General features: G+C 65.0%; 29 protein-coding genes and 1 pseudogene. 12 read left to right on the top strand and 18 right to left on the bottom strand.

Annotation, left to right across the window (positions count from 1 at the left end):
• Positions 1-4: 4 nt before the first annotated feature.
• Positions 5-904 (top strand): 4-(cytidine 5'-diphospho)-2-C-methyl-D-erythritol kinase, encoded by a 900-nt coding sequence (locus EJ073_RS12310; protein WP_126055973.1) that lies wholly within the window; start codon positions 5-7, stop codon positions 902-904.
• Entirely contained in the window at positions 905-1,459 is a 555-nt protein-coding gene (moaB, locus tag EJ073_RS12315; protein WP_126055974.1) for a molybdenum cofactor biosynthesis protein B, read from the top strand.
• 21 nt (positions 1,460-1,480) lie between these two features.
• Here the strand turns inward: moaB and EJ073_RS12320 are convergent, their stop codons facing one another.
• Positions 1,481-2,455 carry a hypothetical protein gene (locus EJ073_RS12320; RefSeq protein ID WP_126055975.1) on the bottom strand — a complete coding sequence of 325 codons (975 nt, stop codon included), beginning with the start codon at positions 2,453-2,455 and terminating at the stop codon, positions 1,481-1,483.
• A 206-nt stretch (positions 2,456-2,661) separates the two neighbouring features.
• Positions 2,662-3,165 (bottom strand): glycosyltransferase, encoded by a 504-nt coding sequence (locus EJ073_RS12325; protein ID WP_126055976.1) that lies wholly within the window; start codon positions 3,163-3,165, stop codon positions 2,662-2,664.
• Positions 3,166-3,314: 149 nt separating this feature from the next.
• On the opposite strand from EJ073_RS12325, the gene EJ073_RS12330 reads away from it, so the two are divergent.
• Together EJ073_RS12330 and EJ073_RS12335 are read left to right on the top strand one after the other, a co-directional pair.
• The gene (locus EJ073_RS12330; RefSeq protein WP_126055977.1) at positions 3,315-4,469 is read left to right on the top strand and encodes a PA0069 family radical SAM protein; all 1,155 of its coding nucleotides are present in this window, start codon (positions 3,315-3,317) and stop codon (positions 4,467-4,469) included.
• 147 nt (positions 4,470-4,616) lie between these two features.
• Complete coding sequence (locus EJ073_RS12335; protein WP_126055978.1) at positions 4,617-5,312, top strand: ribonuclease HII; 696 nt, start codon at positions 4,617-4,619, stop codon at positions 5,310-5,312.
• 238 nt (positions 5,313-5,550) lie between these two features.
• Here the strand turns inward: EJ073_RS12335 and EJ073_RS12340 are convergent, their stop codons facing one another.
• The 7 genes from EJ073_RS12340 to EJ073_RS12370 all read right to left on the bottom strand — a co-directional run bounded on the left by EJ073_RS12340 (position 5,551) and on the right by EJ073_RS12370 (position 11,057).
• Complete coding sequence (locus EJ073_RS12340; protein ID WP_126055979.1) at positions 5,551-6,042, bottom strand: F0F1 ATP synthase subunit B; 492 nt, start codon at positions 6,040-6,042, stop codon at positions 5,551-5,553.
• A gap of 10 nt (positions 6,043-6,052) precedes the next feature.
• Positions 6,053-6,649 carry a F0F1 ATP synthase subunit B gene (locus EJ073_RS12345; protein ID WP_126055980.1) on the bottom strand — a complete coding sequence of 199 codons (597 nt, stop codon included), beginning with the start codon at positions 6,647-6,649 and terminating at the stop codon, positions 6,053-6,055.
• Between the two features lie 63 nt (positions 6,650-6,712).
• Positions 6,713-6,937: a F0F1 ATP synthase subunit C gene (locus EJ073_RS12350; protein WP_006206606.1), complete on the bottom strand. Its 225-nt coding sequence runs from the start codon at positions 6,935-6,937 to the stop codon at positions 6,713-6,715.
• A gap of 67 nt (positions 6,938-7,004) precedes the next feature.
• The gene (locus EJ073_RS12355; protein WP_126055981.1) at positions 7,005-7,763 is read right to left on the bottom strand and encodes a F0F1 ATP synthase subunit A; all 759 of its coding nucleotides are present in this window, start codon (positions 7,761-7,763) and stop codon (positions 7,005-7,007) included.
• Positions 7,764-7,826: 63 nt separating this feature from the next.
• The gene (locus EJ073_RS12360; RefSeq protein WP_126055982.1) at positions 7,827-8,219 is read right to left on the bottom strand and encodes an AtpZ/AtpI family protein; all 393 of its coding nucleotides are present in this window, start codon (positions 8,217-8,219) and stop codon (positions 7,827-7,829) included.
• Positions 8,220-8,485: 266 nt separating this feature from the next.
• Entirely contained in the window at positions 8,486-9,670 is a 1,185-nt protein-coding gene (locus tag EJ073_RS12365; RefSeq protein WP_126055983.1) for a cell wall hydrolase, read from the bottom strand.
• A gap of 130 nt (positions 9,671-9,800) precedes the next feature.
• Positions 9,801-11,057 (bottom strand): MFS transporter, encoded by a 1,257-nt coding sequence (locus tag EJ073_RS12370; RefSeq protein WP_126055984.1) that lies wholly within the window; start codon positions 11,055-11,057, stop codon positions 9,801-9,803.
• 116 nt (positions 11,058-11,173) lie between these two features.
• Between EJ073_RS12370 and EJ073_RS12375 the strand changes: the two genes are divergently transcribed.
• A complete protein-coding gene (locus EJ073_RS12375; protein ID WP_126055985.1) occupies positions 11,174-12,094 on the top strand; it encodes a LysR substrate-binding domain-containing protein in 921 nt (306 codons plus the stop codon).
• Positions 12,095-12,187: 93 nt separating this feature from the next.
• Here EJ073_RS12375 and der read toward each other — a convergent pair whose 3' ends face one another.
• A complete protein-coding gene (gene der / locus EJ073_RS12380) occupies positions 12,188-13,615 on the bottom strand; it encodes a ribosome biogenesis GTPase Der (protein ID WP_126055986.1) in 1,428 nt (475 codons plus the stop codon).
• Positions 13,616-13,618: 3 nt separating this feature from the next.
• Positions 13,619-14,284, bottom strand: coding sequence for a tetratricopeptide repeat protein (locus tag EJ073_RS12385; protein WP_126055987.1), 666 nt, complete (start codon positions 14,282-14,284; stop codon positions 13,619-13,621).
• Positions 14,285-14,487: 203 nt separating this feature from the next.
• Here EJ073_RS12385 and EJ073_RS12390 point away from each other — a divergent pair, with 203 nt between their 5' ends.
• Positions 14,488-15,495: a polysaccharide deacetylase gene (locus tag EJ073_RS12390; protein ID WP_126055988.1), complete on the top strand. Its 1,008-nt coding sequence runs from the start codon at positions 14,488-14,490 to the stop codon at positions 15,493-15,495.
• 22 nt (positions 15,496-15,517) lie between these two features.
• Here EJ073_RS12390 and sbmA read toward each other — a convergent pair whose 3' ends face one another.
• From sbmA to EJ073_RS12405, 3 genes are all read right to left on the bottom strand, one after another.
• The gene (gene sbmA / locus EJ073_RS12395; RefSeq protein WP_126055989.1) at positions 15,518-16,777 is read right to left on the bottom strand and encodes a peptide antibiotic transporter SbmA; all 1,260 of its coding nucleotides are present in this window, start codon (positions 16,775-16,777) and stop codon (positions 15,518-15,520) included.
• Between the two features lie 121 nt (positions 16,778-16,898).
• Positions 16,899-18,059 (bottom strand): YbfB/YjiJ family MFS transporter, encoded by a 1,161-nt coding sequence (locus EJ073_RS12400; RefSeq protein WP_245455554.1) that lies wholly within the window; start codon positions 18,057-18,059, stop codon positions 16,899-16,901.
• A gap of 90 nt (positions 18,060-18,149) precedes the next feature.
• Positions 18,150-18,356 (bottom strand): hypothetical protein, encoded by a 207-nt coding sequence (locus EJ073_RS12405; RefSeq protein WP_126055990.1) that lies wholly within the window; start codon positions 18,354-18,356, stop codon positions 18,150-18,152.
• A 95-nt stretch (positions 18,357-18,451) separates the two neighbouring features.
• Between EJ073_RS12405 and EJ073_RS32745 the strand changes: the two are divergent.
• From EJ073_RS32745 to EJ073_RS12420, 4 genes and pseudogenes are all read left to right on the top strand, one after another.
• Positions 18,452-18,922: pseudogene (locus EJ073_RS32745) on the top strand (LysR family transcriptional regulator); the annotation flags it as partial.
• A complete protein-coding gene (locus EJ073_RS32750; RefSeq protein WP_281033062.1) occupies positions 18,904-19,365 on the top strand; it encodes a LysR substrate-binding domain-containing protein in 462 nt (153 codons plus the stop codon). The pseudogene EJ073_RS32745 and the gene EJ073_RS32750, both read left to right, overlap by 19 nt.
• A 222-nt stretch (positions 19,366-19,587) precedes the next feature.
• Positions 19,588-20,844, top strand: coding sequence for an aminopeptidase (locus tag EJ073_RS12415; protein ID WP_126055991.1), 1,257 nt, complete (start codon positions 19,588-19,590; stop codon positions 20,842-20,844).
• 22 nt (positions 20,845-20,866) lie between these two features.
• Complete coding sequence (locus tag EJ073_RS12420; protein ID WP_126055992.1) at positions 20,867-21,223, top strand: DUF488 domain-containing protein; 357 nt, start codon at positions 20,867-20,869, stop codon at positions 21,221-21,223.
• 206 nt (positions 21,224-21,429) lie between these two features.
• Here EJ073_RS12420 and EJ073_RS12425 read toward each other — a convergent pair whose 3' ends face one another.
• On the bottom strand, positions 21,430-21,783 hold the full coding sequence (locus EJ073_RS12425) for an ArsC family reductase (protein WP_126055993.1): 354 nt from the start codon (positions 21,781-21,783) through the stop codon (positions 21,430-21,432).
• A gap of 157 nt (positions 21,784-21,940) precedes the next feature.
• Here EJ073_RS12425 and EJ073_RS12430 point away from each other — a divergent pair, with 157 nt between their 5' ends.
• Positions 21,941-22,294 carry a metalloregulator ArsR/SmtB family transcription factor gene (locus EJ073_RS12430; protein WP_126055994.1) on the top strand — a complete coding sequence of 118 codons (354 nt, stop codon included), beginning with the start codon at positions 21,941-21,943 and terminating at the stop codon, positions 22,292-22,294.
• Positions 22,291-22,770, top strand: a complete 480-nt coding sequence (locus EJ073_RS12435; RefSeq protein WP_126055995.1) for an SRPBCC family protein — start codon at positions 22,291-22,293, stop codon at positions 22,768-22,770. Before EJ073_RS12430 ends, EJ073_RS12435 begins: the two co-directional genes overlap by 4 nt.
• Positions 22,771-22,855: 85 nt before the next feature.
• Here the strand turns inward: EJ073_RS12435 and EJ073_RS12440 are convergent, their stop codons facing one another.
• The 3 genes from EJ073_RS12440 to EJ073_RS12450 form a co-directional block, all read right to left on the bottom strand.
• Entirely contained in the window at positions 22,856-23,209 is a 354-nt protein-coding gene (locus EJ073_RS12440; RefSeq protein ID WP_126055996.1) for a nuclear transport factor 2 family protein, read from the bottom strand.
• 166 nt (positions 23,210-23,375) lie between these two features.
• On the bottom strand, positions 23,376-24,362 hold the full coding sequence (locus EJ073_RS12445) for a 2-dehydropantoate 2-reductase (RefSeq protein ID WP_126055997.1): 987 nt from the start codon (positions 24,360-24,362) through the stop codon (positions 23,376-23,378).
• Positions 24,362-25,891, bottom strand: a complete 1,530-nt coding sequence (locus tag EJ073_RS12450) for an acyl--CoA ligase (RefSeq protein ID WP_126055998.1) — start codon at positions 25,889-25,891, stop codon at positions 24,362-24,364. Before EJ073_RS12450 ends, EJ073_RS12445 begins: the two co-directional genes overlap by 1 nt.
• Between the last annotated feature and the right edge of the window lie 10 nt (positions 25,892-25,901).

Consider the following 25,901-nt stretch of genomic DNA (forward strand, 5'->3'; position numbering starts at 1 on the left):
CGCCATCTCGCCAACAACAGACACGTCGGATGCCGGGACGCAAGCCCGGACGGGGCTTGCCCCTGCCAAGATCAACCTTGCGCTGCATGTCACCGGTAGGCGCGCCGACGGCTATCATCTGCTCGAAAGCCTTGCCGTATTCACCCGCTTCGGCGACCGGCTGGAGATCGAGCCGGCCGAGAGCGACCGGTTTTCTATCTCAGGCAAATTCGCATCGGGGGTACCGTCCGACGAGACCAATCTGGTGGTGAGGGCGCGCGAGGCGCTGCGCCGGGAAGCGGGATCGCTTGCGACGCCACCTGTCGCGATAACATTGGAAAAGAACCTGCCGGTCGCCTCGGGCGTCGGCGGCGGCTCCAGCGATGCGGCTGCCGTGCTGCGCGGGCTTGCCCGGACATGGCGGCTCGACATCGGCAACGCCGACCTGGCGCGGATCGGCCTGTCGCTCGGCGCCGACCTACCGATGTGCCTGGCGGCCAGGCCGCTGATCGCGCGCGGCGTCGGCGACGAGTTGTCGGCCGTTCCGAGCTTTCCCGCGCTCGCCCTGGTGCTGGTCAATCCCGGCGTCGCGGTGTCCACGCCAGAGGTTTTCAAGGCGTTGGCGAGGCGCGACAACGAAGCGTTGCCGCCGTTGCCCAGCAAGCTTGATTTTCACTCGATCCGCAGCTGGCTGGACGCGACGCGCAACGACCTCGAGCCTGCCGCTCGGACCATCCAGCCCGTGATCGGTGAAGCGCTCAGGGCGCTGAGGAAAGCCGACGCCGGCTTTGCCCGCCTGTCGGGCTCGGGCGCGACTTGCTTCGGCCTGTTCGAGACGGGCAATGTCGCCAAGCGCGCGGCACTCGACATAAGGCACCGGCATCCTGACTGGTTCGTCGCCGCAACGCGAAGCATGGAGGCTTGAATGGCCCGGATCGACGAAAGCCGCCCGTTCATCCCCGTGCGCATCGCGGTACTCACCGTTTCCGACACGCGCAGCCTTGCCGAGGACAAGTCGGGCCAGACGCTGGCTGACCGTATCGCGGAGGCCGGCCATATCCTCGCCGCCCGCGACATCGTCACCGACGACCGGGAAAAGATCCGCGACAAGGTGCTCGGCTGGTCGAAGGACGAAGGCGTCGATGTCGTCATCACCACCGGAGGCACCGGCTTCACCGGCCGCGACGTGACGCCGGAAGCGCTGGAGCCGATCTTCGAAAAGCGCATGGACGGCTTTTCCGAAGTGTTCCACCGCATCTCCTACGACAAGATCGGCACCTCGACGATCCAGAGCCGGGCGACCGGCGGCGTCCTCAACGCCACCTTCGTCTTCGTGCTGCCGGGCTCGCCCGGCGCCTGCAAGGATGCCTGGGACGGCATCATCAGGGCGCAGCTCGACTATCGCCACATGCCCTGCAACTTCGTCGAGATCATGCCGCGCCTGGACGAGCATCTGAAGCGCGGCGGCAAGGCCGGATAGCCGGCTGTCCCCGTCGAGCGTTCAGCGTATCACCGGCTCGCCGTGGAAGCGCCGGCGCGAAGGGCGCGAGACGCCGAAGCCCACTTCCATCATCAGCCGCCGCGTGCGCGTCGGAACCGTGCCCATATGGAAGCCGAACGGATCCTCGACGAAGCCGAGACCTGCTTCTCCCGTGAGCGTGACCGGGCTGTCGTCGCCGTAAACCTTCAGCACCTCATTCGCCGGATGGCCGACAAGCAGCGTCAGCTGGTGCTTGAGGCTGCGGCGTTTGTGGCTGCCGCGCACATAGACATGCGGGCCGGTGCCAGCGTCGCAGGGCTTCAGATAGAAGAAGAATTTCAGCATCCGCCAGTCGTCGAGGTCGAAATGGTACTTGCCGAGCGAGGCGAGGTTCTTGTCGGCGTCGGAAGCCTGGCCGGTCGGAAAGCTCCACCAGACGCGCGTCGTGATCAGTTTCGCCTGGCCGCCGAGATAGCGCTGGGCGATGCCGGACAAGAGCGGGTCGTTCTGGATGGCCAATGCTGCCTTGCAGGAGAGGATGCGCTCGAAATAGTGGCCGCTGAGCAAGGAGCGGCCGAAACGCTTCTCGGCTTCGGCATGGTCAGAAGGCATGAATTCGAGGCGGCGGTCGAAATTGCCGAAGCAAGGCGTGTTGTCGGCAAAGCTGGCGATCTCCTCATGGATCGCCTGCGGCAGGACCAGGCCGGAAAACAGTCCGTCGGAGCGAAGCGCCTCGATCGCCGCGTCGAGGTCGATACCGCTGAACATCGTATCCCCGCCATTTGGCGCCCGGCCGGCGGGCTTGGCGCCCAGCCAGTGCATCCTGCGCCCCGGCATGGTGCGCGCCAGCATGAACATCGGCAGCCAGGCCGGGTTCTCGCGCAGATCCGTCAGGTAGGTCGGGATGCGTACCGCGATGCGACGAAACAAGCTGCCGTTGCGGGCGATTGCCTCGAGGCTGACAGCGCCGGATTTGTCCGATGTCGAAAGGTTCATCGAGGTCCTCAGGTATGAGCATTATCCGACGAAACATCGGCTGCTCACCAGTTCCGGCATTGCCCAAACCCGCTTGTCCCGCATCGAAAGGAGGTTAGCCCCGCCTCATATTTTGTGCAATGCACAATAAAGGGGTTGCGGTGAATTTCCTACACAACCCCTTCTCCGCTGCCGGCGCCTTCTCCTCCCAAAAACGGCGAGAAGGATCACTTCGGCGGCGCGACCCAGATCTCGGCGTCGAGCCTCTTCGTCGCCAGGCCGCGCGCGATGGCCTCGGCGCTGCGGGCGCTTTTCGAAAGCGCCGTGGCCTGGCGCTTGCTGATGACCAGCCCCTCGGCCAGCGCCCTGTTGCCGGAGAAGACCCTGGCCAGGAATGGCGCGCGGCTGCCGCGCGCGCGGGAAAAGCGCGCCGGCATTGTGTGCCTCGCCATGTGGGCCACGACCTCGTCGATCCAGCCGTCCGACAGCCGCGCCCCGGGCTCCAGCAACAGCAGCCAGTCGCCCTTGGCCTGCCGGATACCGACGGAAATGCCGCCTGCGACATAGTGGCAGCCGGCATGGTCGGCAACGCGGTGCGTCTGGTCGGTCGAGCCGGTATCGCAGACGACGACGTCGCGCACCACGCCTTCGACCGCGCCGCCGATCAGCGAGGCAAGCGTGCGGGCAAGGCCCTCTTCGTCATTCAGGGTTTCAATGAGCACGCTGAGCATTGCCAGCCGAATAGCGGAAAGCCGCGCGCAGCGCCAGTTCTTGCATGCGGCATAAAAAGTTCTTGCTTTGTTCCCATCAAGAAAATAGGAATAGTTTCATGAACAGAGCGATTCGACAGCCTGCTGACAGTCCTTGGGAGAGGGCGAAAATGGAACAGATCGTGCGTGCCGACATTGCAGCCTTCGGGGCTGGGAGAGCCGAGATGGCGAATGCGATGATCGAGCAGAGCGGCATGCGCGTGCGGTCCGACCGCAATCGCGGTCGTTCCGCCGGCATCAATCCGTCCGGCCGCTTCGAGCCGGTCAGCCGGCATCTGTTCGACGATGGCTGGAATTCGCTGGAGGACCTGCCGCCGTTCAAGACCGAGGTGCAAGTCGAGAGGCCGCGCACTATTATCACGCGCAACGAGTCGCCCGACATCTCCTTCGACCGCTCGATCAACCCCTATCGCGGCTGCGAGCACGGCTGCGTCTACTGCTTCGCCAGGCCGACGCATGCGTTCATGGGCCTGTCGCCGGGGCTCGATTTCGAATCCAAGCTGTTTGCCAAGCCGGATGCGGCGCGCATGCTTGACAAGGAGCTGTCTAGGCCCGGCTACCAGCCGCGCACCATCGCCATCGGCACCAACACCGATCCGTACCAGCCGATCGAGAAACAATACCGGATCATGCGCGAGATCCTCGAAGTGCTGGAAGCGCGCGGCCACCCGGTCGGCATCGTCACCAAATCGGCGCTGGTGACGCGCGACATCGACATCCTGTCGCGCATGGCGGAGCGCGGGCTCGCCAAGGTGGCGCTGTCGGTGACGACGCTCGACCGCATGCTGGCGCGAACGATGGAGCCGCGCGCGTCGACGCCGACCAAGCGGCTGGAAGCGATCAGGCAGCTGTCCGACGTCGGCATTCCCGCCTCCGTCATGGTCGCGCCGATCATCCCCGGTCTCACCGATCCGGAGATGGAGCGCATCCTCGATTCGGCACGCGCCGCCGGCGCGCGCGAGGCCGGCTATGTCATTTTGCGGCTGCCGCTGGAGGTGGCGCCGATCTTCAAGGACTGGTTGTTGCGTCATTACCCGGACCGCTACCGGCATGTGATGTCGCTGATCCGCTCGATGCGCGACGGCAAGGACTACGATTCGGAGTGGGGCAAGCGCATGAAAGGCGCCGGACCCTATGCCTGGCAGATCGGCCGCCGTTTCGAGATCACCGCCAAGCGGCTCGGGCTCAACGCCGAGCGGCGGCAACTCAGGACCGACCAATTTCTTGCCGCAGCCAACGCCGCCGAGCAGTTGATGCTGCTTTGAAGGTCCCGCGCCGGCCCTCGCCGGGCGGCGCGAGAAGAATCCCGTCCGGCCTGTCCCCGGCCTTGAGACGGTGCCCTCCCGGTCCGCGCCCCACCCGACCCGGAGGGACTTGCGGAGAATCGGAGCCGATGCGAACCTCGCCGCACCATGGCTCGCGCGCGTTCCGATTCTCCGCTTCTCTTCGAAATCGTCGAGAAACCCGATTTCTCCATCGAGACGAAGGCGATGGCTGACGGCCTTTGGCCGGTGGCGGGAATGGACGAGGCTGGCCGCGGCCCGCTGGCCGGTCCGGTGGTCGCGGCGGCGGTGGTGCTCAATCCCACCAACATCCCCGACGGGCTGGACGATTCCAAGCGGCTCACCCATCTGCAACGCGAAGCGCTATTTGCCAGGATCCTGGGTTCGGCGCTCGGCGTGGCGATGGCCTCGATCAGCGCCGAGGGCATAGACGGCAGCAACATCCTGAAGGCCAGCCTCGAAGCCATGCGCCGCGCGGTCGCCGGCCTTTCGCTGCAGCCCAAGCTGGCGCTGGCGGACGGCCGCGACGTGCCGCCCGGTCTCGCTTGCGAGGGGCGCGCGCTGATCAAGGGCGACCAGCGTTCGCAGTCGATTGCCGCCGCCTCGATCGTCGCCAAGGTGATGCGCGACCGCATGATGTGCGGCTGCGGCGGCCATCACGACCGCTATGGCTTCGAGGTGCATATGGGCTACGCGACGGCGCGCCACCGCACGGCGATTGAAGCGCATGGACCGGTGGCAAGGTTGCACCGGGCGTCATTCGCGCCGTTTCGCTTGGGTGGCGTCGAGGTGGTGGAAGAAGAGAGCTTTGTAGGACTGGAGTGAGGCGGCGGCGAAGGTGCGCGTAATCTCCCCCCTTGGGGGGAGATGCCGGCAGGCAGAGGGGGTCGCTTCTCGTGAAGCTCCAACGCCATCTGTCGTCCGCAAGAAAGTCGCGCCCAGTCGAACCGACCCCTCTGTCGCCTTTGGCGACATCTCCCCCTCAAGGGGGGAGAATATCTCGCTCAAACAAAAAAGCCGCCGGGTTACCCAGGCGGCTTTTTGATTTCTAACGGCGAAGCGCTCAGTTCAGCTTGGCCTTCACGTCCTGAAGCGCCGACTTGAAGAAGTCCGCGCCGGCCTTGGCGTCGACCTTGCCGGCAAGCAGTGCGCGGGCGGCCTCGACGGCGATGTCGACGGCGCTGGCGCGAACCTCGCTGATCGCCTCGCGCTCGGCCTGGCCGATCTTCTGCTCGGCGAGCGCTGTCCGGCGCGCGACATAGTCCTCGGTCTTCTTGTGCGCCTCGGTGGCGAGCAACTCGGCCTCGCGCTTGGCGGCGGCGACAATGTCGGCGGCCTCCTGCTCGGCTTCCTTGCGCTTCTTCTGGTACTGGCCGAGCAACTGCTGTGCCTCCTCGCGCAGCCGGCGGGCTTCTTCAAGCTCGTTGCTGATCTTGGCGGCGCGGGCGTCGAGCCCCTTGGCGATCAGGCCGGGCACCTTGATGTAGATGGCGATGCCGAGGAAGATGACCAGGGCAACCGTGGCCCAAAGCGTTGCGAGAGATGTGGCGTCCATGATGCGCTCCTCACCGGGCCACGGATTTGACCGCGGCCGCGATCTCGGCCTTGCTGGCCTTGCCGCCGACAAGCGCCTCGACGATGGCCGAAGCGGTGTCCTCGGCGATGGTGCCGACTTCCTTCATGGCGTTAGCCTTGATGGAAGCGATGCTGGCCTCGGCCTCGCCGAGTTTCTTGTCGAGCTCCGCTTCGACCTGTTTGCGCGCGGCCTCGGCCTCTGCCTTGGCCCCGTCGCTGGCCTGCTGTCCGATCGCATTGGCTCTCGTCTTGGCTTCGGCCAGTTCCTGCTCGTAAGCAGCAACGGCGGCGTCGGCCTCGCCCTTGAGCCGGGCGGCATGGTCGAGATCCTGCGTGATGCGGTCGTTGCGGACGTCGATGATGCCGCCAACGCGCGGCATCACCACCCGCTTCAGGAACAGGTAGAACAGCCCGAAGGTGATCGCCAGCCACAGCAACTGCGACGGGAACGTCGCCGGATCGAATGGCGGGAACGTGCCGTGTGCCTCGGCCGGCACCTCGGTGCCGGCATGCGTTTCGGCTCCCGCACCGGTGGCGCCTTCGGCGGCCGGCGCTGACTCTTCTGCGAAGGCAGATGTCACGAACATGGACTATCCCCTGATATCAGGCCCGCCGCGGGTCGCGGCCGGCCTGTCCAATCTTCCCGAAGCTCAGCCGAACAGGGCCAGAAGCGCGATGAGAAGGGAGAAGATGCCCAGAGCTTCGGTCACGGCGAAGCCGAAGATCAGGCGGCCGAACTGGCCATCGGCGGCCGACGGGTTGCGCAGCGCGCCCGCCAGGTAGCTGCCGAAGATGTTGCCGAGGCCGATGCCCGCGCCACCCATGCCCAAGCAAGCGATGCCGGCGCCGATGTACTTTGCTGCTTCTGCGTCCATTTCAAACTCCTTTGGATCCGTAATTCCGTTGCAATTCCATCCGGCGGCAAATGCCGGAAACTCGTGATCAGTGCCCGGGATGCAGGGCGTCGTTGAGGTACATGCAGGTCAGCACGGCAAACACATAGGCCTGCAGGAAGGCGACCAGCAGCTCCAGCGCCGTCAGCGCCACAGCCATGGCCAGCGGCAGTACCGAGCCGGCAACACCGACCGCGCCCAGCGCGCTGAGGCTGACGACGAAGCCCGAGAAGACTTTCAGCGTGATGTGGCCGGCCAGCATGTTGGCGAAAAGACGAACCGAGAGGCTGACCGGGCGCGACACGAAGGAGATCACCTCGATCAGCACCACCAGCGGCAGGAGGAAGACCGGCACGCCATGCGGCACGAACAACTTCAGGAAACCGAGGCCGTGCTTGGTGAAGCCGTAGACAATGACGGTTCCGATGACCAGCGCGGCTAGGCCGAAGGTGACGATGATGTGGCTGGTGACGGTGAAGAAATACGGGAACAGGCCGAGCAGATTGGCGACCAGCACGAACATGAACAGCGAAAAGACGAAGGGGAAGAACTTCAACCCCTGCTTCCCAGCCGCATCCCGCAGCATGTTGGAGACGAATTCGTACGCCATTTCCGAGACCGACTGCAGGCGGCCGGGAACCAGGCTGCGGCTGGCGGTGGTGAGATAAAGGAAGGCCGATGCGACAGCGACGGTCGCAACCATGAACAAGGCGGAGTTGGTGAAGGACAGGTCGTAGCCACCGATATTGATCGGAATCAGCTTGACGATATGGAACTGGTGGATCGGATCGACCTTGTCAGCAGCCATTTACATCCCCGTCAAAGCCGCACGCGGCCTTAGTGTCTTACCCAGCGCCATGACGGCGCCACTTCATTCCTCCGGATCACGCGGCTTGCCGCCCTGTCCGAATTGCGCCACCAGCCCCGCCGAGCGCAGGACATTGAGCACGCCGGCGCCAAACCCCAGCAACAGGCCGACGATCAGACCCCACGGCGAGATTCCCGCCAGCCGGTCGATGATCCAGCCAATGCCGACACCGACCACTATCCCGGCGATGAACTCGCTGGACAGCTTGAGTGCCTGACCGTATCCGGTCACTGCTTTCGCGTCGTCTTTCCCCTCGAGCCGGTCCGGCCTTCTTGATGCAAGCGATGCTTCAAGATCACGCCGGCGGCGCTCAAGATCGTCGTCGCGGATGTCGGCTTCGCGCTGCTTGCCGCGGCCGGTTTCTCCGGTTCCGTCTGGCCCGTTCTTGTCGGCCATCGCAACCCCCCTGCCCGGTCAGACCGCTACCGTCCGTCCGCTTCTAAAGTCGCCGGCAACATAGTTAGAGGGTCCGCGCCCGTCAAGCCACGGGCCGAACTTCAAACCCATGTATTTTTTATATTGAAATCAATATCTTAAGGAGGTGCGACATCGTGCCCGTCGCGGTTCGAGGCAAGCGCCCGGCGAATCCTTGCAACCAAGGCTCCCCAATTGCAAGCGCGCTGAGCCATTCGGACCACTCAGACGGTCTCGGCGAAACTGCCTCAACTCCAGCCGCCGCCATAGGTGCGGTAGAAGATATGCAGGCCGATCTTGGTCATCTTCTGCATGGTGCGCGCCCAGCCCGGATGCACGTAATTGGCATAGTAATGGGTCGAAGAGCCGACCTCCGGAATGAAGATCTTGCCGGCGGTCACCGCCATGGCGACGTCCTGAGCGGTCTTGTAGGCGACGGGATCGTTGACGCGCTTCTTGCGGCCGTCGCAGGCGAAGGAGAACTGGCAGCGGTTCAGCCAGTTGTCGTTCTGGTAGACGACGCCGCAGATCGACTTCGGATAGGCCGGGTTGCGGACGCGGTTGAGGATCACCTGGGCGACGGCGGCCTGGCCGCGCACGGATTCGCTGCGCGCCTCGAAATAGATGCCGTTGGCAAGGCAAGCCTGCTCCGGCTTGGAGAAGACGCCGGCCGGCAGCGGGTTCTGGATCCACCAATGGTCGCCCTTGGCCATCGGCGGGATGAAGCGGCCGCTGTTCGGCTCCTCGTCCTGCAGCAGCGCCTCGAACGGCGAGGCCTTGGCATAGTCGGGCTCGGCCTGAGCATAGGCGGTGGCGAGCACGTCCGGCTTGTCGTTGTTGACGAGCGCCGCCAACATGGCCGGCACGCCTGGATCCGGCTTCTTGTCCTCGCGGATGTGGAAGGCCTGGGCGATCTGGATCTCCTTGCCCTTGATGCCTGGCTTGGCGAAGGCGAGTTTCAGGCCGCTGTCCATGCTCGGGCGCAGCAGGAAGGACGTGCGTTCGAAGATCGAGCCGGCGTTGAAGGCCTTCGGCGGCGCCACCGGCGAGACCTGGACGATGCGGCCCTTCTTGTCGGTACGTACGATGCGGTCCTCGTCGGGCGTTGTGCCGGCCACATTGCCCTTGCCGCGAAAGGCGACCGTGCCGACGCCCGGCAGTTGCACGCCGGAGCCGGAGATCGAGCCGGTGGAGGTGGAATCGACGAAGGGCATCTCGGCGTTATGGACCGAGCCGGCGACGGACTTTTCGACATAGGCGTTCCAACGGGCGTTCGGCGCTTCCAGGCCGGAAACCAGGCTGGTCATGTCCTGGTAGGCGACGACCGAAGGAAAGCCGACCCAGATGCCGAGGCCAATGACGAACGGAGACAGGAAGGAACGTTTTCTCTCACCGGCGGCGGCGACCAGCCGCGTCAAGACACGTCGATGCACGGAACTCTCCAGAAACGCAACTGACCCTCTGGAGAGCCAAAATGATGCATTAACCTTGATGGGGCGTTAACGCCATCGATCGTGTTTTTTCGATGTTGGCCCGAATCGGGACTGCTTTCGCTGCCCGGAATCAGGCTGGCCGCAGGAAGATCGGCCAGGCGACCAGTGCGCAGATGGCCGCCGCCAGCCACACGCCGGGCCATGACCAGACATGCAGAAGTCCGGGAATGGCGATCGGCACAAGGCAGAAACCGACGAAGACGAAACTGTTGGCAAGGCTGAGCGCGGTTCCGACATGACCGGGACCGGCAAGCGTGGCAAGCTCGGTGTAGGCGACGCCATGCCAGGCGGAGACCGCGATGCCCGCGACGACCAGCACCACGGGAAGCGCCGCCATCAGGGCCGGTTGCCGTGCAGCCGTGACGACGAACAGCCAGAGGACCGCGAAGGCAAGCGCGCTCAGCGCACTGCACAGCCTGAGGAACGGGCGGCGGTTGCCATGACGGTCGGTGAATAGGCCGCTCCAGACGCGCATGGCCATGGCGCCGGTCTGCACGGCGGCGAGGCTTGCGCTGGTCGCCATAGTCCCCATACCGGCGAAATCGTGCAGGAACAACGACGCGAAGGTCAGCACCGCCACCTGCGGGAAGCAGAGCAGGCCGATGGCGATCGAGATGCGCCAGACCTCGATGTTGCGCAGCGGCGCCGGACCGGCCGCCGTGGCGTCGGCATGACCGCCCCCTTGCGCCGGCGGTTCGTGCAGCCAGCGCCAGGCAAAGAAAGCCAAAAGGGCGGAAACGGCCGCAAGCAGGCCGAAGACGGCGGTAAAACCGAAGCCCAAGGCAAGCGAGGGCAGGACGAGCGCGCCGAGGCCGCCGCCAAGCGGCACCGCCGTCTGCCTGATGCTCATGGCGAAACCGCGCTCGCCCTCCCGGAACCATCCCATGATGGCGCGGCCGCTGGAGCCGTTGACGCTGCCGCCGAGCAGGCTTGCCGAGAGCAATGTGACGCACGGAATGGCATCCTTAGTCGGCACGACCAGCATCGCCATGATGAACAGCCACGCCGCCGTCGCGCCGAGCCCCGTCAAAAGCACGCGGCGGTCGCCCCAGCGATCCGTGAGCACGCCCCAGGGCAGTTCGCTGAGCGCCACGCCGAGGCCGAGAAGGCCGAGGGCCAATCCAAGCGATGCATTGTCGAGCTGAAAACCCTGGCGCATCACCACCGCGGTGGCCGGCACGCCGGAGAAGGTCGCGGAGAACCCGGCATTGGCCGCGACGCCGATGCCCAACACCTTCCAGCGATGGTTCGGCCCGAACCGCCGGCCGGGCGGGGCGATCGCTGCGTTTCTTGTTTGGCATTCGCCGCGTGTGACGATGGCGGACATGGTTCCATTCCCGTGGCGGCCGGTTGACCGGCTTGACGAGCGCGATGTAGCGCCATAGCTTCATCCATAAAATCAGGAAGTTTTTGACAAACGATCCTGAAAAACGGGACAACCGCATGCGACGCGTCACATTCGACCTCGACGTCCTCAGGACCTTCGTCACCGGCATCGAGCTGGGCAGCTTCGCCAGGGCGGCCGAAAGGCTCGGCCGTTCGACCTCGGCAGTCAGTGCGCAGTTGAAGAAGCTGGAGGAGCAGGCGGCGACCCCGATCTTCCGCAAATCGGGGCGCGGCCTGGCGCTGACCGAAGCCGGCGAGACCATGCTCGGCTATGCGCGCCGGTTGCTCGAGCTCAACGACGAGGCGGCCGCCGCCATCCACGACGTCGAGCTGGAAGGCTGGGTGCGGCTCGGCCTGCAGGAGGATTTCGGCGAGGCGGTGCTGCCGGAGGTGCTGGGCCGCTTCGCCCGCGCCAATCCCAAGGTCAAGATCGAGGCGCGGATCGCGCGCAGCCACGAACTAGCCGAGCGGATTACCCAGGGCAGCCTCGACATTGCGCTCGCCTGGCACAATGGCGCGAGCCTGCCCTACAGCCGGCACGTCGCCGATGTTCAAATGCGCTGGATCGGGCCGGCAAAGCCGATCGAGGCCGGGCCGGGCAAGGACGACATCCTGCCGCTGGTGGCGCTGGAAGCGCCCTGCCTGCTGCGCACAGTGGCCACCGAAACGCTCGACCGCGCCGGCCGGCCCTGGCGAATGGCGTTCTCCAGCCCCAGCCTCGGCGGCATCTGGGCGGCGGTCGCCGCCGGGCTCGGGCTGACGATCCGCACCGATATCGGCCTGCCCGCCAATGTCAGGGCAATGGTGGCCGGAGGGCTTGGCCTCCCTGCCCTGCCGAAAATGGCACTTCACCTTCACCAGAAGGACGCCGAGCTCGATCCGGTGGCGGCGCGGCTGGCGGACATATTGCTGCAGGCGGCGCTGGAGACCTTGCCGGAGAGTACGGTCCCTAAACAGAAGCTGCTAAGCGCCACGTGACATCTTGGCCGCAGCCTATCGACTTCGTCAATCTTGGGTCTGCGCCGCGTCGCTGCGCTCCTTGCTCCGCCAGTGGACGACGAAGAGACCGTGTCAGCGCTTCTTCGCCCGACCCGCAAACGGATTGTCCGAGGTGCGCAGCGCCATGCGGATCGGCACGCCGGGCATGTCGAAGGCCTCGCGCAGGCTGTTGGACAGGTAGCGGACATAGGATTGCGGCATCGCGTCCGGCCGCGAGCAGGAGACGACGAAGCCCGGCGGGCGGGTCTTGGCCTGGGTGACATATTTGATCTTCAGCCGGCGGCCGGCGACGGCAGGCGGCGGGTGATGCGCCAGTATACCTTCCAGCCAGCGGTTGAGCTTGCCGGTCGAGACGCGGCTGTTCCAGACCTTGTGCGTCTTGATGACGCTATCCATCAGCTTGTCCAGGCCGCGGCCGGTCTCGGCCGACACCGTCACCGCCTGGATGCCCCGCACCTGGGGAAGCAGTCGCTCGGTCTTTTCGCGCAGTTCAGCCAGCAGTTCCTGCGGGTTGTCGATCAGGTCCCATTTGTTGAAGGCGATCACCGGCGCGCGACCCTCGCGGATGATCAGATCGGCGATCTGCAGGTCCTGCTTCTCGAAAGGGATGGTGGCGTCGAGCACGATGATGACGATCTCGGCGAAGCGGATGGCGCGCAGGCCGTCCTGCACCGACATCACTTCCAGCTTTTCGTGGATCTTGGCCTTGCGCCGCATGCCGGCGGTGTCGAACAGCTTTACCCGGCGGCCGCGCCAGTCCCAATCGACGGAGATGGAATCGCGGGTGATGCCAGCCTCCGGCCCGGTCAGCAGCCGCTCCTCGCCGATCAGCGCGTTGATCAGCGTCGACTTGCCTGCGTTCGGGCGGCCGACGACGGCTATGCGCATCGGCTTGGTGTCGTCATAAGCGGGCTCGGCGTCGGGGTCGGTGACGTCCTCGCCGATCAGCACCTCGCTGGCGGCGATCTCCCCGTCGTCCTGCTCGTCCTCGCCGAAGGCGCGCTCCTCGCCAAGCGCCGATATCACGGCGTCGCGCAGATCGGGCATGCCCTGGCCGTGCTCGGCCGAGATAGGGATCGGTTCGCCGAGGCCCAGCTCCCAGGCCTCCAGCATGCCGCCTTGCGCTCCCTTCGCCTCAGCCTTGTTGGCGACCAGCACCACCGGCTTGCCGGACTTGCGCACGACCTCGGCAAAGGTGCGGTCGTCGGGCAGCAGGCCGGACTTGGCGTCGATGGTGAAGAAGATCAGGTCGGCCTCGCGGATGGCGATCTCGGTCTGCTGGCGCATGCGGCCGGGCAGCGTCGAGGCGGCCGCATCCTCGAAGCCGGCGGTATCGATGACATCGAAGAAAAGATCGTAGAGCTTGGCGGTGTGGACGCGGCGGTCGCGGGTTACGCCCGGCGTGTCGTCGACAAGCGCCAGCTTCTTTCCCACCAGCCGATTGAAAAGAGTCGATTTGCCGACGTTAGGCCGGCCGATGATGGCGACTTTGAAGCTCATGCATCACGACGCGTTGCCCGACCCGCGGATCAACTCGGACATCAAGGTCGCCCGCTGGCGCGCATTGCGCGGGGCGCCGTCATCCGAAGCGATCTGGTCGAACAGTTTCAGCGCGTCCGCCGTCTTGCCTTCCTTCCAGGCGGCAAGCCCAAGCGCCTCGCGCGCGGTGTGACGTAGTGTGTTGGTGTCGGCGGTCAGCGCCTCGACGCGACTGGAGACTTCGGCGAAGGAGCCGGTGTCGACGAGCAGCAGCGCCGCCCTCAGGCGCGCCATGTCGCGGATGGCCTGCGGGATGGCGGTGTCGGCGGCAACGTCGTCGAAATCCTTGACGGCGGCGGCGACGTCGCCCTTGTCCGCCTTGACGGTCGCGGCGCGCATGCGGGCAAGCAGCGGATAGGCGCCGTAGCCGTCCTTCTGGAGTTGATCGAGGGCGGCCAGCGCCTCGTCGCCCTTGCCGTCATTGGCAAGCTTCAGCGCCTGCGAGAAAGCATCGCCCGAGCGGTTGGCGCGGCTCTCGTCCCAATAGCGGTAGCCGACGACGGCGGCGGTGCCGAGCACGATCAGTATGGCAAGGCCAAGCAGCGCCGGACCAAAACGATCCCACAGCGCCTGCGCCTGTTCGCGACGAATCTCTTCGTTGACTTCGCGGATAAAACTGTCGTCGGACATCAATCAAAACCATTGCTGCCCACGCGGGGCGCTTCTTGAGCCCGCGTTTTAGCGAAATTTCGTCGGCATGGAAGGGGGCCGCCCGGAAAATCGGCGGATAGAGGATCAGGCCCGGGAAAGAGTGCTCCCGACAGCTGATCGCACCCACGCCACATTTCGCCGTTAGCCGGTCGCCGACCGTCCCGATGTCCAGGCCGCTGCCGATGCCCCGTTTGTTCCCTGCTGTTGCGTTCTCCCTAGCCTCGCTCGCCGTGGCCGGCCCGGCTCTCGCCGATCCGCCCGCGCCGCCGCAATCGGCCAAACCGAAGCAGATCGTCATCATCTCCTTCGACAGCGCCCGCGAAATCTCGCAATGGCGACGCAGCCGCGTCCTGGCACAACGCAGCGGCGCGCATTTCACCTATTTTCTCTCCTGCGTCTTCCTGCTCTCGCCGGAATCGCGCAAGGACTACACGGGGCCCGGCAAGAGCGCCGGCAAATCGAATATCGGCTTTGCCGCCTCGAAGCAGGAGGTGGCCGACCGGCTAGAGCAGATCGGGCTGGCCAAATCGGAAGGCCATGACATCGCCAGCCATGGCTGCGGCCATTTCGACGGCAAGGGCTGGGGCAAGGCCGATTGGCTCGCCGAGTTCGCCTCGTTCGAACGCATCCTCGAAAACGCCTATTCGATCAACGGCATCGCGGCTGAGCCGGCAGGCTGGCGCGATTTCGCGCGGCATGCCGTGACCGGTTTTCGCGCGCCCTATCTGTCGGCCAACAAGGCGCTCTATGCGGCGCTGCCCGAGGCGGGCTTTGAGTATGACGCCAGCGGCGTCTCGCAAGGCCCTGCCCTGCCGCCTGAGAAGGGCGGCATCATGCGCTTTTCGCTGCCGCAGATACCGGAGGGGCCGAAGGCGAGGCCGGTAATCGCCATGGACTACAATCTCTATGTGCGCCATTCCGGCGGCTTCGAGCGGCCGGGCATGAAGGCTGAGTTCACGGAGCGGACCTATCGCGCCTTCCGCGCCGCCTTCGACAGGCAGTACCGGGGCAAGCGCATGCCGCTGGAGCTCGGCTTCCATTTCACGCAGATGAACGACGGCGCCTACTGGGATGCGCTGGAGCGCTTTGCCGGCGAAGTCTGCGTCATGCGGCAGGTCGAGTGCATCAGCTTTCGCGACTATGTCGCGCGCCAGCGCGCCGGCGAGCGACAGGCAACGGTGGGCGGCTGAGCCGCCGACGGCCTGGTCTGGTTCAGGTCGGATCCTGCACGCCATGCTTGGCGAGGTAACGCTGATCGATGTCCGGCAGCGGCTCGCCATACAGCGTCGCCTCGAAGGCACGCAGGCGCTTGTAGATCGAGATCAGCTCAACAATCTGCGGCCAGGCGCTGACCAGATACTGGAACGAACTGGAAACCTGGCCGAAGGCCGTGCTGATCTGCTGCCAGATGCCCAATGTGATCTTGCCGGCTGCGATGGTCGGAATCAGGATAACACTGGAGAAGATGGCGTCTGCTTGGCCGAAGCCAGCCCGGAAGACATTGAAATAGGCATAGTGGAAGTAATAGCGGAAGTAGGTGCGCCGCACGTTTTGAAACAACTCGGTCAAGGCAGGCGGCGAGGCCCGGTTCGGATCGTCCTCGCCATAGACGAGTTCCTTCCGGTAAGCAGCTTCGACACGCTGGTTGCGGAATTCCATGCCTGGCAGCTTGATACCGGCTACGGCCAGCAAAATGGTGCCGAACAACGACCAGACCAACGCGACGATCACCAGAGAGTGAGGAATGGGCCCGATCAGCGGCAGTTCGGTTATGTGTGCCGACAGGGCGTCGAGCACCGGCAGGAAGGCGATAAGTGTCAGCAGCGAATCGGCGAAAGCGACACCCAATTGCTCCATGGAGGTGGAGAACCGCATCGTGTCTTCCTGAACGCGCTGCGAAGCGCCTTCAATGTGCCGCAGTCTCGACCAGTTCTGTGCATAGAAATCGTTCATCGCCGTGCGCCAGCGGAAAATGTAGTGGCTGACGACGAATTTCGTCACGACGTAGAGCGAGATGAACATCAGGCCAATCAGGGCGTAGATCCCGAACAGGCTGTAGAGTTCCGCCGCGCTCACCGTGCCTGGTGCGCTAATCGCTTTTTGGAAAAGATCGAAAAACGGCCCGCGCCAGTTGTTCAGCGCCACATAGATCTGCACGTTTATGTAGGTCGAGAAGAGAATGAACGCGGAAACCAGGATGGACCAATTCTGCCAGGGGTGGGGCGAGTAGAAGCGCCAAAACAGATAGAAGGCGGCCAGCATCACGGCGAAATAGATGTAGAACCACAGGAAAGGCGCTGACCAGAACATCGGCACGCCGAGGATCGGTGGGGCGTCAGGAGCGGCAGGCGGCAGACCGATGGCGGCGCCCAACTGCTGACCACCGAAAAACCAGAACAGAATCCCCACGAGACTCCAAAGGGCGGCCGAGGTGAAAAACAGCTTCGGCTGCGGGAAGAAGGATACGAACACTGTGGCGGGTTCCTCGGTCTGTGCGCAAATCAGCGGGTTTCTGCTCGGCGGGCATAAGGTCACACATTAGGGCGAAAGAAAATGCCCGTGCCCGATGCCCGCTACGGAGCAAGACCACAAATCATGGCGATTTTGGCGCAGCCGACCAGGCGATGACGGCGGAGACGAGCAGGACGACCGCCGCCGTGATCGAGGCCGAGACATAGTTGCCGGAGGCCTGCGCCAGCATGCCGGCAGCGATCGGGCCGATGATCTGGCCAACGCCGAAGGCGGCGGTCATCAGCGCGAAGATGCGGCGCGGCGACCGGGGCGCGAGCTGCCTTGCCGCCTGCAGACCGAGCGCGGTGATGGCGACGAAGGTGCCGCCAAGCAGAACGCCAGCCAGCAGCGGACCGGCATAGCCGCCGACAACGACGCTGGCGGCGACGCCGACCACCTCGAGGAGACAAGCGAGCACGTAGGCTGGATAAAGACCGCACCTTCCGGCGACCTTCTGCCACAGCCAGACGGACGGAAAACCGGCGAGCCCGGTGACCATCCAGACCATGGCCTCGAACAGGCGCCCGCCGCCGCTCTGGCGCACAATGGCGACGAGGAAGGTCGCTGTCACCACATAGCCGAAACCGAACAGGCCATAGGCAACGATCATCTTCAGCAGAGAGCGGTCCTTCGGCAGCGCCGGCTCGCGGTCTTCGGCGCCATTGATGATCGTGGCGGAGCCAGCAAGCAGGGCAACGACGGCGAGACCCAAAGCGGAGATCGCCGCCGCCCACAGCCAGCCCGCCGCCCAACCGGCATGAACCGTGACGAGAACAGCCATCAATGCCGAGGAAGCGGCGATGCCCAAACCGACACCGCCGAAATGCAGCGCCTGCAGATCACTTCGACCCGCCGCGGCAAGATGGCTGAAGACGATCGAGGCCATGAAGACCATCACAAAGGCGCTGGCGAGGCCGGCAAGAAAGCGGATGACGAGAAAAGCCGCGATCGTCTCGCCGAAGCCCATCAGGGCGGCAAGGACGGCGCTGGCGGCGAGGCCGGCAAACATCAGCATGCGTTCGCGGCCATGCGCCCAGCCGCCGGCGGCGGCAAAGGCGCCGGCGAGATAGCCTAGATAGTTGGCCGAGGCGATCCAGCCGGCGTCAGCCGGCGACAGATGCAGTTCCTCCATCATGCCCGGCAGGATCGGCGTGTAGACGAAACGGCCGATGCCCATGGCGACAGCCATGGCCAGCATGCCGGCCACAGCGAGACGCGAGGGCGATGGCGAGGCGGTTTTCATCGCAGCGCACAATAGGTGCGCAGGACAGCAAGACAATGCGGTTGCGTTGGGCCAGCGACCGTCGGCCGTGCCCGGCTATCGGCCGCCGAGTTAGCGGCAGCCCGCCTGCCCCGTCTCATAGGACGTACGCCGCGCCGTTAGCCGAAACGGCATGTCTCCCAGTTCGCGCTCCGACATCGTGTCCAGCACCGGATGCGCCAATGGATCGGCCACCCATCTCGCGATCTCGCTTTCGTATCGGGCGCCCTGCCCTCCGCCAGCGACGACCAGACCATTGAGCAATGACAAAATCTTCATGGTTTCGCCTCGAATTCGCGTTGACCCCTATAGAATCTGTATCCACGCCATGCGTTTCAATTGAGATTTCCGCCATGTCAGTTTAGAAAAACTGTATGAGCCTGTTGAACCGCGTCCATCTGAACGGCCTGCGTGCCGTGGAAACCGTCGCCCGGCTCGGCTCGCTCGCGGCGGCGGCCGGCGAGCTCAACGTCTCGGCCAGCGCCGTCAGCCAACAGATCAAGCGCACGGAAAAGCAGCTCGGCCAGGCGCTGTTCGAACGCACGCCGGGCGGCCTTGTTCCAACGGAGTTCGGCGCGCTGTTCACGGCAAGGCTTGGGGCGGGCTTTCGCGAGCTGGCGCAGGCCGTGGCGATGGCCGACGAGGCCAGCCAATGCACGCTGGTTGTTTCGGTAGCGCCGGCCTTCGCCTCGAAGTGGCTGCTGCCGAGGTTGTCCCGGCATTTCGCCCGGCATCCGAACGTACTGTTGCGCATCGACGCCTCGGGTCGGGTCGCCGATCTCGACCATTCCGACATCGATGTCGGCATCCGGATGGGCGACGGCAAATGGCCGGGCGTGCGCGCGGAACTGCTTCTGGCGCAAGAGGTGTTCCCGGTCTGCACGCCGTCGATCGCGGCCAGACTGCACTCGATCGAGGATCTGGCGCAGACCTGCGCGATCACCGACGAGCGCTCGATGATCAGTTGGGACAGCTGGTTCGCGGCGGCCGGCGTCTCGCCGGTCACCTTTCTGAAGGGGCACATTTCACCGATCCCATGCTCTGCCTGGAATCGGCGATCGCCGGCCATGGCGTCATGCTCGCCTGGCAGTTGCTGACCGCCGACGCGCTGGCCGACGGCCGGCTGGTCGCGCCATTCGGCGTGCGCGCCGAGAGCGGGCTGGGCTACTGGATGGTGACCTCTGCCACAAAAGGCGAGAGCCGCAAGGTGCGCGACTTCAAGGCCTGGATCCGCGAGGAGATCGAGGCGACCATGGCAAAGTTCCGGACGCTCGACAGCGCCGCCTGACCCAGTCGATCCCTGTGGAAAGGCCAGCCCTGCCGGTCTATGTAAGAGACTGTTTCGAAATTCGCTCCGGCGAGTCATATGGTGGTGGATTCGAGAACGGTAGCGCAGCGGACATTCGTCCGTGAGCAACGGAAGCGCAGAAAACGCCATCAGATGGCCGCCAGAGTGGAAATTTCCAAACAGTCTCTAGGACCAGACCTCACAATCACGGCAGGCAGGATCATGACCACACATTCGCGCGGCGTTGCAGCAACCATCGACCCGGTGAAGCTCGACAGGCTGGCCGAGGTCGCCATCAAGGTCGGGCTGCAGCTGCAGCCGGGACAGGACCTTGTGGTGACGTCGTCGATCGCGGCCCTGCCCTTGACGCGGCGCATCGTCGAGCATGCCTACAAGGCCGGCGCCGGGTTGGTGACGCCGATCTTCAATGATGACGAGATCACGCTGGCGCGCTTCCGCTATGGCGCTGACGCCGGCTTCGATCGTGCCGCCGGCTGGCTCTATGAAGGCATGGCGAAAGCCTTTGCCAACAACGCGGCGCGGCTTGCTGTGCGCGGCGAGGATCCGTCGCTCCTGTCGGCGCAGGATCCGGCCAAGGTGGCGCGCGCCAACAAGGCGAACTCGATGGCCTACCAGCCGGCGCTGGAGAAGATCACCGGCTTCGACATCAACTGGAACATTATCGCCTATCCGGACCTTGCCTGGGCCAAGCAGGTGTTTCCGGGCGATGCCGACGACGTTGCGGTGGCCAAGCTCGCCGACGCGATCTTCTCGGCCTCGCGGGTCGACGTCGAAGACCCGATCGCCAACTGGAAGGCGCACAACGCCGCGTTGGCCGAGCGCACGAAATGGCTGAACGGCCATAAATTCCATGCGCTGCATTTCACCGGGCCGGGCACCGACCTGACGGTCGGGCTGGCCGAAGGCCATGAATGGATGGGCGGCGCCTCGACGGCCAAGAACGGCGTCACCTGCAACCCGAACATCCCGACCGAGGAGGTGTTCACGACGCCGCATGCAAGGCGGGTCTCGGGCCACGTCTCGTCGACCAAGCCGCTTTCCTACCAGGGCACGCTGATCGACGAGATCTCAGTGCGCTTCGAGGAAGGCCGGATCGTCGAGGCCAAGGCTTCCAAGGGCGAGGACGTGCTGAAGAAGGTGCTCGACACCGACGAAGGCGCGCGCCGCCTCGGCGAAGTGGCGCTGGTGCCGCATTCCTCGCCGATCTCGAAGAGCGGATTGCTGTTCTTCAACACGCTGTTCGACGAGAACGCCGCCTGCCATATCGCGCTCGGCCAGTGCTATTCGAAGTGCTTCGTCGACGGCGCCTCGCTCAGCCAGGACGAGATCGCCGCGCGCGGCGGCAACAAAAGCTTTATTCACATCGACTGGATGATCGGCTCGGACAAGATCGACATCGACGGTCTCGGCAAGGACGGCAGCCGCGTGCCGGTGATGCGTAAGGGCGAATGGGCCTGAGGGGGTTCGCTTTGAGGGTGTGATGGCCTTCGACATAGCGGTGAAGCGCATCTATGAAGCGCCGGCGAAAGCGGACGGCCAACGGGTGCTGGTCGACCGCATCTGGCCGCGCGGCATCGCCAAGACGGATGCCGCGCTGACGCTATGGCTGAAGGAGATCGCCCCGAGCGACGAACTGCGCAAATGGTTCGGGCACGAGACGGAGCGCTGGGCGGAGTTTCGGAAGCGGTATTCGGCGGAACTGGATGGGAATGGCGAGGCGATGGCCCAGCTGCGCGCATTGCTCGGCAAAGGCAAGGTGACGCTGCTCTATGGCGCACATGATGAGGCACACAACAATGCGGTGGCGCTGGCGGAGTATTTGCAAGCCCAAGCATAAATGACGTCGAGTTCCTTCGCCCCCCTCTCTGGCCAGCCGGCCATCTCCCCCTCAAGGGGGGAGATCAGCTTTCGCGCCGGCTTTCGCCAAATCGCCAACGTCGCAGGAATGAGCGACGCGCCAAAGCTGCCAATCTCCCCCTCGAGGGGGAGATGTCCGGCAGGACAGAGGGGGGCGCGAAGGATTGCTGCGTACGAGATGGCCCCTTATTTCCCGCCAACCACCTCCTCATAAGCCTCCGGCTTGAATCCAACCAGGATGCGCTCTCCAACCTCCAGCACCGGTCGCTTGATCATCGTCGGCTTGGCGAGCATCAGCTTCTTCGCCTTCTTCTCGTCGAGCGCACCCTTCTCCTCGCCCGGCAGTTCGCGAAAAGTCGTGCTCCCCTTGTTGAGCAGTTTTTCCCAGCCGACCTTTCCGACCCAGCCGTTCAGCCTCTCCGCCTCGATGCCCTCGGCCCGGTAGTCGTGGAAGCGGTAGGGAACGTCGCGGCTTTCCAGCCAGACGCGCGCCTTCTTGATCGTGTCGCAGTTGGTGATGCCATACATGGTGATCGTCAAAACAGGCCTCTTGAACTGACGGATTTACGAATCCGACGGAACCGTAGGCCCGCCCTGCCCGCTTTGCCAACCGTCCACACCTCGATTTTTGGCCTTGCCAATACTTAGGTTTTTTCCTAAGTAATTGCCGACGAGCAGCGACCGAGGAGAACCAACCATGAGCCCGCAGACCGTCAGCGAAAGCGTGCCGCCGATCGACGGCATTTTTCGCGCGCTCGCCGATCCGACGCGCCGCCTCGTGGTGGAGCGGCTGGGCAGGAGCCCTGCCTCGGTCAGTGAGCTGGCGGAGCCGTTCGACATGGCGCTGCCGTCCTTCGTCGAGCACCTCAAGGTGCTGGAAGGCTGTGGACTTGTCCGTTCGGAGAAAGCCGGGCGCGTCAGGACCTACCGGCTTTCACCCGAGCCGCTGGCGCTCGCGGAGAACTGGCTGGCCGAACAGCGCGCGCTCTGGGAGAGCCGACTCGACCAGTTCGATGCCTATGTCATGTCGCTTAAGGAGAAAGAAAAATGAGCTATCCATTCAAGTTCGATCCGAGGCTGGACCTGACACTGGAACGCGTCCTCGACGCGCCGCGCGAACTGCTTTGGCGCGCCTGGACGATGCCAGAGCACGTCAAGCAATGGTTCACGCCGAAGCCGTGGATCATCACCGATTGCGAGATCGACCTTCGGCCCGGCGGCTTGTTTCGCACCCGCATGCAGTCGCCCGACGGCAAGGAGGTCAACGACCGCCATTGCTGCTATCTCGAGATCGTGCCGAACGAGCGCCTGGTGTGGACGGACGCGCTGCTACCCGGCTACCGGCCGTCCGGTGAGCCGTTCATCACCGCGGTCATTGCGCTGACACAAGAAGGCAAAGGCACACGCTATACCGCCACCGCCATCCACCGCGACGAGGCGACGCGCGACAGCCATGAAGAGATGGGCTTCTTCGATGGCTGGGGCACGGTGGCCGACCAGCTTGCGGACTATGCAAAGACGATTTGAGGTCTCGCCCTCAAACGGCGGCCGGAGCGCTTCGCCCCCGGCCGCGTGAGATAACGACAAAACGCAGCGAGCGGGACTGGCCAGGCTAGTAATAAAAACGCTCTTCGCTGATCTTGCCGTTCTTGACCGTGTAGAGGCCGACCTCATTCATGGTGACGCGCTCGCCGGTGGATTTGGGCGTTATGTCGAACTTGAAGCGCAGCGCGAACTGGTCGCCATTGACATAGGGGCCGTCGACCGAGCCGCCGTGAACCTCATGGTTCGCTTCCCACCACTCGCCCTTCTGCTTGACGGCTTCCTTGCCGTTGCAAACGGCCATCGGCCCTTCCATGGCCTCATAGCTGACGATGTCGTCGGCATTGTACCTCGCGGCAGCGCTGTGGCTGTCGCCCTGCTTGAGGAGCTCCGTGAAATCCTTGGCAATTTCGGCAGTGGTCATGACTTCCTCCTGTTCAGACCAGTCGCAGGTAGGGGGTCGATTGCTCGGCTGCCACCATTGACCCGGTCGACAGGTGACAATTCATGTCAGGATGAGCGAGACGGGCTCGCCGCGGCAACATGCTCACATCGTGGCCAAGGCATCGTTGTCGCCGTCCACCTGCCAGCTACAACGGCGAATAACACCCGCGCTCGATGGCAAGGCGCCGCACCAGCGCCAGCACACTGTCGATGTTCGGCGTCGGCTGGCCGGTCAGGCGGCCGAGTTCCTGCACCGCGCTCACCAGCGCGTCGATCTCCATGGGGCGGCCGCGCTCCAGATCCTGCAGCATCGAAGTCTTGTGCTCGCCGACGTCGCCGGCGCCCTTGATGCGCTTGTCGACGGGGATCGGAAAGCGGACGCCGAGGCTTTCGCCGATCGCTTGCGCCTCCAGCATCATGGCGCGGGCAAGCGTTCGCGTTCCCTCGTCGGCGACGATGGCCGCGAGCGTGCTGCCGGTCAGCGCCGAGATCGGATTGAAGGACAGATTGCCCCAGAGTTTTATCCAGATCTCCGAGCGGATGTCCTCGCGCACCGGCGCCTGCAGTCCGGCTTTGACCATCTCGCGCGCCAGCGCGTTTACGCGCTCGCTCTTTTCGCCGGACGGCTCGCCAAGCGAGAACCGCGTACCCTCGACATGGCGGATCAGGCCGGGGGCATCGACCTCCGCGGCGGGATAGACGACGGAGCCGATGACGCGCTGCGGGCCGATGCGCTGCCAGATCGTGCCGCCGGGATCGACCGCCTGGATGCGCGTGCCTTCGAGCGCGCCGCCGGCCTTGTAGAAGTACCACCAGGGCACGCCGTTCTGCATGGTGACCACCGCTGTCTCCGGCCCAAGCAGCGGTGCGAGCTGGTCGAGCGCCGGCGCCAGCGAATGGGCCTTCAGCGCCAGCACGACATAGTCCTGCACGCCGAGCTCTTCCGCGCGGGCGGCCGCCCTCACTGGCGCGGCAATCTCGCTCTCGCCCTCGATCAGCCTGAGGCCATCGGCCTTGATGGCCTCGAGATGCGCCCCGCGCGCCACGACCGACAGGTCGACCGAGCCCGCGATCGCCAGCTTGGCGGCGAGATAGCCGCCGATGGCGCCGGCGCCGAAAACGGTGACGCGCATCAGCCGAGCCCGAGTTTTGCGGCGAGGCCGATGCGCTGCAGCTTGCCGGTCGCGCCCTTGGGGATCTCGTCGAGGATCACCACCTTGCGCGGCACCTTGAAATCGGCGAGGCGCGCCGCGGCAAAGCCGCGAATGTCGGACTCGCTGGCGCTCTGCCCCTCGCGCAGCACGATCGCCACGGCCACCTCCTCGCCCAGCTTGTCGTGCGGCATGGCGAAGGTGACGACCTGCGCAACCGCCGGGTGATCCATCAGCACGCCGTCGACTTCCAGCGGCGAGATCTTCTCGCCGCCGCGGTTGATGATCTCCTTCAGCCGGCCGGTAACGCGCAGATAGCCATCCTCGTCGAGCACACCCTGATCGCCGGTGTGGAACCAGCCATGGGCGAAAGCACTCGCATTGGCGTCGGGGTTCTTCTCGTAGCCGGCCGTCACATTGGGTCCGCGAATGACGATCTCGCCGGTTTGGCCCGGTTTCAGCAACTGCCCGTCCGGCGCCATGACCGCCACGTCTGGCCCGGCTGCGGCGCCGACGCTGCCCGGCTTGCGCTGGCCGGGCGGCAGCCGGTTGGAGGCCATCTGGTGCGCGGCTTCGGTCATGCCGTAGGATTCGATCACCGGGCAGCCGAAGGTCGCCTCCAGTTCGGCCATCACCTGCGCCGGCAAGGACGCCGAGGACGAACGGATGAAACGCAATGGTGTCGCCGCGAGAGTATCCGCGTTGCGCGCCGCGCGCGGCAGGATCGCCTGGTGCATGGTCGGCACCGCCGTGTACCAGCTCGGCTTTGCCTCGCCCAGCCAGTGGAAGAAGCGCAGCGCATTGAAGCCCGGCGTGCAGAAGACGCTGCCGCCAGCGGCGAGCGAGGACAGCACCGCCGCGATCAGCCCGTGAATGTGGAAGAGCGGCATGATGTTGAGGCAGCGATCGGCCGATGTCAGGCCGAGCGTCGCGCCGATATGCTCGGCCGAGGCGGCAAGATTGGCATGGCTTAATGGCACCAGCTTCGGACGCGAGGTGGTGCCGGAAGTGTGGAGAAGCAGCGCGATGTCGGCGTCCGCAGCCAATCCGGGCGTGGCGGGCGGACCGACTGGATCGCCCGCGATGGTGAAGCTGCCGGCCGGCGCGTCATCCGGCAGCAGCAACCGCAGCACCCGGATGCCGAGACGCTCGGCAACTTCGACCGCCAGCCCCTGCTCATCCCTGGCAACCAGGATCGCCTTGGCGCCGATGTCGGAGAGATAGAAATCGAGCTCGTCGGCCCGGTAGGCCGGATTGAGCGGAGCAGTCGAGGCCGCCGCCGCCACGGCGAGGAAGGCGGTCGCCATCTCCGGCCCGTTAGGCAGCACGATCGCCACACGGTCGCCACGGCCGAGGCCTAGCTCATTCATCTTCGCGACCGTCTCGCGGATCAGCCGGCGCAAACCGCCATGCGTGAGCGTCGGCCTATCAGGGGCCGAAACAGCCGGCGCGTCAGTGGCGCCGGGGGCGAGGCGGTGCGCAAGGTCCACAGTGTCAGCGGTATTGGTCATGGTCACCGAC

The organism is Mesorhizobium sp. M4B.F.Ca.ET.058.02.1.1, assembly GCF_003952505.1.
Taxonomy (GTDB): Bacteria; Pseudomonadota; Alphaproteobacteria; order Rhizobiales; family Rhizobiaceae; genus Mesorhizobium.

What these genes read in the sequence shown, in the direction of transcription:
- EJ073_RS12330 (WP_126055977.1), top strand. Translation starts at nt 3,315, where the DNA reads ATGGAACAGATCGTGCGTGCCGACATTGCAGCCTTCGGGGCTGGGAGA.
- EJ073_RS12415 (WP_126055991.1), top strand. Translation starts at nt 19,588, where the DNA reads ATGACCACACATTCGCGCGGCGTTGCAGCAACCATCGACCCGGTGAAG.
- EJ073_RS12335 (WP_126055978.1), top strand. Translation starts at nt 4,617, where the DNA reads ATGGCTCGCGCGCGTTCCGATTCTCCGCTTCTCTTCGAAATCGTCGAG.
- EJ073_RS12440 (WP_126055996.1), bottom strand. Translation starts at nt 23,209, where the DNA reads ATGACCACTGCCGAAATTGCCAAGGATTTCACGGAGCTCCTCAAGCAG.
- EJ073_RS12420 (WP_126055992.1), top strand. Translation starts at nt 20,867, where the DNA reads ATGGCCTTCGACATAGCGGTGAAGCGCATCTATGAAGCGCCGGCGAAA.
- EJ073_RS12370 (WP_126055984.1), bottom strand. Translation starts at nt 11,057, where the DNA reads ATGTCCGCCATCGTCACACGCGGCGAATGCCAAACAAGAAACGCAGCG.
- EJ073_RS12435 (WP_126055995.1), top strand. Translation starts at nt 22,291, where the DNA reads ATGAGCTATCCATTCAAGTTCGATCCGAGGCTGGACCTGACACTGGAA.
- EJ073_RS12355 (WP_126055981.1), bottom strand. Translation starts at nt 7,763, where the DNA reads ATGGCTGCTGACAAGGTCGATCCGATCCACCAGTTCCATATCGTCAAG.
- EJ073_RS12445 (WP_126055997.1), bottom strand. Translation starts at nt 24,362, where the DNA reads ATGCGCGTCACCGTTTTCGGCGCCGGCGCCATCGGCGGCTATCTCGCC.
- EJ073_RS12390 (WP_126055988.1), top strand. Translation starts at nt 14,488, where the DNA reads ATGCCCCGTTTGTTCCCTGCTGTTGCGTTCTCCCTAGCCTCGCTCGCC.
- EJ073_RS12385 (WP_126055987.1), bottom strand. Translation starts at nt 14,284, where the DNA reads ATGTCCGACGACAGTTTTATCCGCGAAGTCAACGAAGAGATTCGTCGC.
- EJ073_RS12350 (WP_006206606.1), bottom strand. Translation starts at nt 6,937, where the DNA reads ATGGACGCAGAAGCAGCAAAGTACATCGGCGCCGGCATCGCTTGCTTG.
- EJ073_RS12345 (WP_126055980.1), bottom strand. Translation starts at nt 6,649, where the DNA reads ATGTTCGTGACATCTGCCTTCGCAGAAGAGTCAGCGCCGGCCGCCGAA.
- EJ073_RS12375 (WP_126055985.1), top strand. Translation starts at nt 11,174, where the DNA reads ATGCGACGCGTCACATTCGACCTCGACGTCCTCAGGACCTTCGTCACC.
- EJ073_RS12320 (WP_126055975.1), bottom strand. Translation starts at nt 2,455, where the DNA reads ATGAACCTTTCGACATCGGACAAATCCGGCGCTGTCAGCCTCGAGGCA.
- EJ073_RS12325 (WP_126055976.1), bottom strand. Translation starts at nt 3,165, where the DNA reads ATGCTCAGCGTGCTCATTGAAACCCTGAATGACGAAGAGGGCCTTGCC.
- EJ073_RS12405 (WP_126055990.1), bottom strand. Translation starts at nt 18,356, where the DNA reads ATGAAGATTTTGTCATTGCTCAATGGTCTGGTCGTCGCTGGCGGAGGG.
- EJ073_RS12450 (WP_126055998.1), bottom strand. Translation starts at nt 25,891, where the DNA reads ATGACCAATACCGCTGACACTGTGGACCTTGCGCACCGCCTCGCCCCC.
- EJ073_RS12360 (WP_126055982.1), bottom strand. Translation starts at nt 8,219, where the DNA reads ATGGCCGACAAGAACGGGCCAGACGGAACCGGAGAAACCGGCCGCGGC.
- moaB (WP_126055974.1), top strand. Translation starts at nt 905, where the DNA reads ATGGCCCGGATCGACGAAAGCCGCCCGTTCATCCCCGTGCGCATCGCG.
- EJ073_RS12430 (WP_126055994.1), top strand. Translation starts at nt 21,941, where the DNA reads ATGAGCCCGCAGACCGTCAGCGAAAGCGTGCCGCCGATCGACGGCATT.
- EJ073_RS12340 (WP_126055979.1), bottom strand. Translation starts at nt 6,042, where the DNA reads ATGGACGCCACATCTCTCGCAACGCTTTGGGCCACGGTTGCCCTGGTC.
- der (WP_126055986.1), bottom strand. Translation starts at nt 13,615, where the DNA reads ATGAGCTTCAAAGTCGCCATCATCGGCCGGCCTAACGTCGGCAAATCG.
- EJ073_RS32750 (WP_281033062.1), top strand. Translation starts at nt 18,904, where the DNA reads ATGGCCGGGCGTGCGCGCGGAACTGCTTCTGGCGCAAGAGGTGTTCCC.
- EJ073_RS12400 (WP_245455554.1), bottom strand. Translation starts at nt 18,059, where the DNA reads ATGAAAACCGCCTCGCCATCGCCCTCGCGTCTCGCTGTGGCCGGCATG.